Below are 5,787 nucleotides of genomic sequence, written 5' to 3' on the forward strand. Positions count from 1 at the left end.
TGCCACTACGCCGAGGAGATCGCGGCCGGGACGCTGCAGCGGACCGCGGGCGAGGTCGTGGCGGCAACGCGCGAGGGCGTGGAGGACAACCCGGTGTCCGAGGAGGCCGAGACGGCGACGGTGCCGGAGCAGCCCGGGCCGCCGGAGCAGGAGAACGAGGCCGAGCAGGCGGAGACTGCGGAGACTGCGGAGAAGGCGGAAACCGCAGGGAAGGCCGAGAAGGCCGAGAAGGCCGAGAAGGCCGAGAAGGCGGAGACTGCGGAGAAGGCCGAGGAAGCCGAGAAGGCCGAGAAGGTCGAGGAAGCCGAGAAGGCCGTGTAGCCGGCTGCCGAGGCTCTGCCGAAGTCCGGGACCTCGCCCGATCGGTTACCGGACAGCAAGCTCATATCACCCCTCGCCTTGATTTGTAAGGCGAGGGGTTCTTGCTGAGCAAGAATGTAAAGGTGCTTCAGCAACTGTTCAGCCCCTCCGTCCAGCACACGCTCGATCTGGTCGGCATCTTCGTGTTCGCCATCTCCGGCGCGCTGCTGGCCGTTCGCAAGAACTTCGACGTCTTCGGCATAGCCGTCCTCGCCGAAGTGACCGCGCTGGGCGGAGGGCTGTTCCGTGACCTCGTCATCGGGGCCGTACCCCCGGCCGCCTTCACGGACCTCGGGTACTTCCTCACCCCGCTGCTCGCCACGCTCGTGGTCTTCTTCCTGCACCCGCACGTGGAGCGCATCCAGACCGCGGTGTACGTCTTCGACGCGGCCGGTCTCGGCCTGTTCTGCGTGGCCGGTACGACCAAGGCGTACGCCTACGGACTCAGCCTCACCGCGTCGGCGACGCTCGGCCTGGCCACCGCCGTGGGCGGCGGCGTGCTGCGGGACGTACTCGCCAACGAGGTGCCGTCGCTGCTGCGCTGGGACCGCGACCTGTACGCGGTCCCGGCGATCGTCGGCTCCACCGTCGTGGCGCTGTGCATCCACTACGACGCGCTGACCCCGCTCACCAGTGGCCTCGCGGTGGTCTCCACCTTCGTCCTGCGCCTGCTCGCGATGCGGTACCACTGGCGGGCTCCGCGGGCCTGGAACAGGCGCTCGACGGTACTGGAGGAGTGAGGCCCGCTAAAAGCTACTGCTTAGTAATTTCCTGTTGTATCGTTCACCCATGTCAGAAGCAGCCACCGCACCGGCCGTGCGGGCCACGATCGGCGACAGTGAGTTCGATCGTGACACCGCGGTCGTCCAGCGCGCCCCCGGCGTGTACGACATCGACCTCTCCGCCGGCTGGACCATCATCAACGCCGTCAACGGCGGCTATCTGCTGGCCGTCCTCGGCCGCGCGCTCGCGGACGCCCTGCCGCACCCGGACCCGTTCACCATCTCCGCGCACTACCTCACCGCGTCCCGGCCCGGGCCGGCCGTCGTGCGCACGGACGTGGCCCGCACCGGCCGCACCCTCTCCACCGGCCAGGCCTCCCTCTTCCAGCGCGACGAGGACGGCCGCGAGGTGGAGCGCATCCGCGTCCTGGCCTCCTACGGCGACCTCGGCGCCCTGCCCGACGACGTGCGCACCACGGCGAAGCCGCCCGCGATCCCGCCCGTGGAGCAGTGCTTCGGCCCGCAGGACGCTCCCGCCCCGGTCCCCGGCAGCTCGGCCATCGCCGACCGCCTGATGCTCAAGCTGGACCCGGCCACCCTCGGCTGGGCGCTCGGCTCGCCCTCCGGCAACGGCGAGATGCGGGCCTGGTTCGGCCTCGCCGACGGCCGGGACCACGACCCGCTCTCCCTGCTGCTCGCCGTGGACGCGCTGCCCCCGACCGCCTTCGAGCTCGGGATCAAGGGCTGGGTGCCGACCGTCGAACTGACCGTGCACGTCCGCTGCCGCCCGGCACCGGGCCCGCTGCGCGTGTCCATCACCACCCGCAACCTCGCCGGCGGCTTCCTGGAGGAGGACGCCGAGGTCTGGGACAGCGCCGACCGGCTGGTGGCGCAGTCCCGGCAGCTCGCGCGGGTCGGGCTGGGCTGACCGGCCGCTGTGCGAGTCGGGCCGCAAGGGCTCGTGGGCGCCGGCCTCTTCGGGGGTCGGCCCCGTCGCCGTCGCCCTGGCCGGCCTCGCGGCCCTCCCGGCCTTCGTGCCGGCGGACCACACGGTGTCCTGGAGTTTCCGACACCTGGCCCGTCCTGATCCCCGGGCCGGTCGCGGGCGCCCGTAGAATCGGCCTCACCATGGCTTACCTCGACCACGCCGCGACCACCCCCATGCTCCCGGAGGCGGCAGAGGCGCTGACCGCCGCGCTGGGCGTCACCGGCAACGCCTCCTCCCTCCACGCGTCGGGCCGCCGGGCCCGCCGCGCGGTCGAGGAGTCCCGCGAAGCCCTCGCCGAAGCCCTCGGCGCCCGTCCCAGCGAGGTCGTCCTCACCTCCGGCGGGACCGAGGCCGACAACCTCGCCGTCAAGGGCCTGTACTGGGCCCGCCGCGACGCCGACCCGGCCCGCACCCGCGTACTGGCCAGCCCCGTCGAGCACCACGCCGTCCTCGACGCCGTCCACTGGCTCGGCGAGCACGAGGGCGCCACCGTCGAGTACCTCCCGGTCGACTCCTACGGCCGCGTCCACCCCGAGGCCCTGCGCGAGGCCGTCGCCCGCAACCCCGCCGACGTCGCCCTCGCCACCGTCATGTGGGCCAACAACGAGATCGGCACGCTGCTGCCGGTGCGCGAACTGGCCGACGTGGCCGCCGAGTTCGGCGTCCCGCTGCACGCCGACGCGGTGCAGGCCCTCGGTCAGGTCCCGGTCGACTTCGCCGCCTCGGGACTGGCCGCGATGACGGTCTCCGGCCACAAGATCGGCGGGCCGTACGGCATCGGCGCGCTGGTCCTGGGCCGCGAGCACAGCCCCGTACCCGTGCTGCACGGCGGCGGCCAGGAGCGGCACGTACGCTCCGGCACCCTCGACGTCCCCGCGATCGCCTCCTTCGCCGTGGCCGGCCGGATCGCCGCCGAGCGGCGCGAGTGGTTCGCCCGCGAGATCGGCGCGCTGCGCGACGAGCTGATCGAGGCGGTGCGTACGGCCGTCCCGGACGCGATCCTCGGCGGCGACCCCGCGCCGGAGGGCCGCCTTCCGGCCAACGCCCACTTCACCTTCCCCGGCTGCGAGGGCGACTCCCTGCTGCTCCTGCTGGACGCCCAGGGCATCGAGTGCTCGACCGGCTCCGCCTGCACCGCGGGCGTCGCCCAGCCCAGCCACGTCCTGCTCGCCACCGGCACCGACCCGGACCTCGCCCGCGGCACCCTGCGCTTCTCCCTCGGCCACACCTCCACCCGGGCCGACGTCGAAGCGGTCGCCAAGGCCATCGGCCCCGCGGTGGAACGCGCCCGCGCGGCAGGACTGACGTAACGGAACGGCTCAGGTCCGCGTGGGCCCAGCCGCGCGGACCAGTCGTATGTACCGGTCCCAGTCCCAGTGCCGCCCCGGGTCCGTGTGGTCGGCGCCCGGCACCTCCACGTGGCCGATGATGTGCTCCCGGTCGACGGGTATCCCGTACCGCGCGCAGATCCGGGCCGTCAGCCGCGCCGAGGCGGCGTACATCGCGTCCGTGAAGGACGAGGCGTCGTCGACGAAGCCCTCGTGCTCTATGCCGACGCTCCGCTCGTTGTACCCCCGGTTGCCCGCGTGGAAGGCCACGTCCAGTTCGCGGATCATCTGCGTGACGTGTCCGTCCTTGCGGACGATGTAGTGCGTGGCGGCCCCGTGCGCCGGGTCCTGGAAGACCTTCACCGCGCTCGCGAAACTGCCCTGCGTGACATGGATGACGACCCGGTCGATCCGGTAGTCGTCCGGGCGGTCCGCCCCTCGGTAGTTCGCCGGGGAGGCCGCCACCCACCGGGCGCCTCCGAAGTCCACCGCGCCCTCCACCCGCGGCTTCTGCGCGCCCGGCAGCCGCCACCACAGCCGGGACAGCCCGCTGCGCTCCAGCGCGGCCCCGCCCACGACCACCGCCGCCGCGCCGATGAGCAGCGCCCGCCGCCCCGGCCGCCGGTTCGCTTCCTGCTTTTTCGCCCCCATGCGATCTTCAACGGACATCCGGCGGCCCGGGTTCCCGCACCCCCCGTACCCTGGAGGGGCTATGACTGACACCCCGCAGCGCACCCGTCCCCTCCGCGTCCTCGCCGCCATGTCGGGCGGGGTCGACTCCGCCGTCGCCGCCGCGCGCGCCGCGGAGGCCGGCCACGACGTCACCGGCGTCCACCTCGCACTCTCCGCGAACCCGCAGTCCTTCCGCACGGGCGCGCGGGGCTGCTGCACCATCGAGGACTCGCGCGACGCCCGCCGCGCCGCGGACGTCATCGGCATCCCCTTCTACGTCTGGGACCTCGCCGAGCGCTTCCGCGAGGACGTGGTGGAGGACTTCGTCGCCGAGTACGAGGCCGGCCGCACCCCGAACCCGTGCCTGCGCTGCAACGAGAAGATCAAGTTCGCCGCGCTGCTGGACAAGGCGCTGGCGCTGGGCTTCGACGCGGTGTGCACCGGCCACTACGCGCGCGTGGTGACGCTGCCCGACGGCACCCGCGAGCTGCACCGCGCCTCCGACATGGCCAAGGACCAGTCGTACGTCCTCGGCGTCCTGGACGGGAAGCAGCTCGCGCACGCGATGTTCCCCCTGGGCGACACGGTCACCACCAAGGACGAGATCCGCGCGGAGGCCGAGCGCCGGGGCCTCGCCGTCGCCAAGAAGCCCGACTCGCACGACATCTGTTTCATCGCCGACGGCGACACCCAGGGCTTCCTCGCCCGCCGCCTGGGCAAGGCCGAGGGCGACATCGTCGACGAGTCGGGCACGGTCGTCGGCGCCCACGAGGGCGCGTACGGCTTCACCATCGGCCAGCGCAAGGGCCTGCGCATCGGCACCCCGGCCCCCGACGGCAAGCCGCGCTACGTCCTGGACATCTCCCCGGTGACCAACACGGTCACGGTCGGCCCCGCCTCCGCCCTCGACGTCACCGCCCTCACGGCCATCAGGCCCCGCTGGTGCGGCACGGCCCCCACCGGCCCCGGCACCTACACGGCCCAGCTGCGCGCCCACGGCGGCGAGACGGAGGTCACCGCGGAGCTCGTCGACGGCGAACTCCGGGTCGCCTTCACCGAGCCGGTCCGCGGCGTGGCCCCCGGTCAGGCGATCGTCCTGTACGACGGCACGCGCGTGGTGGGCTCGGCGACCATCGCGTCCACGGTCCGCGCGGACGACGCGGCCACGGCGGTCTGATCACGGGGACGAGTCGGCCTCGTCCCCGCCCTGCTGCCGCGTCAGCCGGCGCAGCCGCAGGGCGGCCACCGCGGCCGTGGCGCCCGCGGTCAGGGCCGCCACCAGGGCGAGGGAGCGGTCGGAGACGGCCTCCCCGATGCGCGTCACCCCCTGTTCCCACGCCGCCTCGGTGTCGACGCCGAGCAGCGAGGGCAGCGCGGACGTGCCGTCGAACAGCAGGAACACGGCCCCGAGCAGCACGAAGACGCATCCGCCGACGAGCGAGGTGGAGTGCACGGTCAGGGGGCCCAGCCGCAGGGCCCGCCCCCTCAGCCAGCGCCGGCGTCCGAGGTCGTAGCGGTCCCACAGCAGCGCCAGGACGAACATCGGCACCGCCATGCCCAGTGCGTAGAGCGCCAGCAGCACACCGCCGTGCAGCGGACCGCCGTCGAGCGCGGCCACCGTGAGGATGCCGCCCAGGATGGGACCGGCGCAGAAGCCGGCCAGGCCGTAGACGGCACCCAGGGCGAAGACGGACAGGGCGGATCCCGTCCGGCGGGC

General features: G+C 73.4%; 6 protein-coding genes and 1 pseudogene. 5 read left to right on the forward strand and 2 right to left on the reverse strand.

From position 1 onward, the window contains the following. From RH94_RS43185 to RH94_RS12725, 4 genes and pseudogenes are all read left to right on the forward strand, one after another. Positions 1–321, forward strand: a pseudogene (locus RH94_RS43185) (oligopeptide ABC transporter ATP-binding protein); the annotation flags it as partial. Positions 322–443: 122 nt separating this feature from the next. Then, positions 444–1,100 (forward strand): trimeric intracellular cation channel family protein, encoded by a 657-nt coding sequence (locus RH94_RS12715; protein ID WP_073947717.1) that lies wholly within the window; start codon positions 444–446, stop codon positions 1,098–1,100. 49 nt (positions 1,101–1,149) lie between these two features. After that, positions 1,150–2,010 (forward strand): thioesterase family protein, encoded by an 861-nt coding sequence (locus RH94_RS12720; protein WP_073947718.1) that lies wholly within the window; start codon positions 1,150–1,152, stop codon positions 2,008–2,010. Between the two features lie 200 nt (positions 2,011–2,210). Then, a complete protein-coding gene (locus RH94_RS12725) occupies positions 2,211–3,380 on the forward strand; it encodes a cysteine desulfurase family protein (RefSeq protein WP_073947719.1) in 1,170 nt (389 codons plus the stop codon). A gap of 9 nt (positions 3,381–3,389) precedes the next feature. Here the strand turns inward: RH94_RS12725 and RH94_RS12730 are convergent, their stop codons facing one another. Next, the gene (locus RH94_RS12730) at positions 3,390–4,049 is read right to left on the reverse strand and encodes an N-acetylmuramoyl-L-alanine amidase (RefSeq protein WP_073947720.1); all 660 of its coding nucleotides are present in this window, start codon (positions 4,047–4,049) and stop codon (positions 3,390–3,392) included. A gap of 61 nt (positions 4,050–4,110) precedes the next feature. On the opposite strand from RH94_RS12730, the gene mnmA reads away from it, so the two are divergent. After that, entirely contained in the window at positions 4,111–5,247 is a 1,137-nt protein-coding gene (gene mnmA, locus RH94_RS12735; RefSeq protein WP_073947721.1) for a tRNA 2-thiouridine(34) synthase MnmA, read from the forward strand. Here mnmA and RH94_RS43190 read toward each other — a convergent pair. After that, positions 5,248–5,787 (reverse strand): cytochrome c biogenesis CcdA family protein (locus RH94_RS43190; RefSeq protein WP_324614263.1); only part of this gene is annotated, 540 nt, incomplete at its 5' end. It abuts the gene before it with no gap.

The sequence above is a fragment of the Streptomyces kebangsaanensis genome, assembly GCF_001906585.1.
GTDB classification, from domain to species: Bacteria; Actinomycetota; Actinomycetes; order Streptomycetales; family Streptomycetaceae; genus Streptomyces; species Streptomyces kebangsaanensis.

Bases quoted from the DNA above. Each gene is read 5' to 3' on its own strand.
- RH94_RS12720 (WP_073947718.1), top strand. From the start codon at position 1,150: ATGTCAGAAGCAGCCACCGCACCGGCCGTGCGGGCCACGATCGGCGAC.
- RH94_RS12725 (WP_073947719.1), top strand. From the start codon at position 2,211: ATGGCTTACCTCGACCACGCCGCGACCACCCCCATGCTCCCGGAGGCG.
- RH94_RS12730 (WP_073947720.1), bottom strand. From the start codon at position 4,049: ATGGGGGCGAAAAAGCAGGAAGCGAACCGGCGGCCGGGGCGGCGGGCG.
- mnmA (WP_073947721.1), top strand. From the start codon at position 4,111: ATGACTGACACCCCGCAGCGCACCCGTCCCCTCCGCGTCCTCGCCGCC.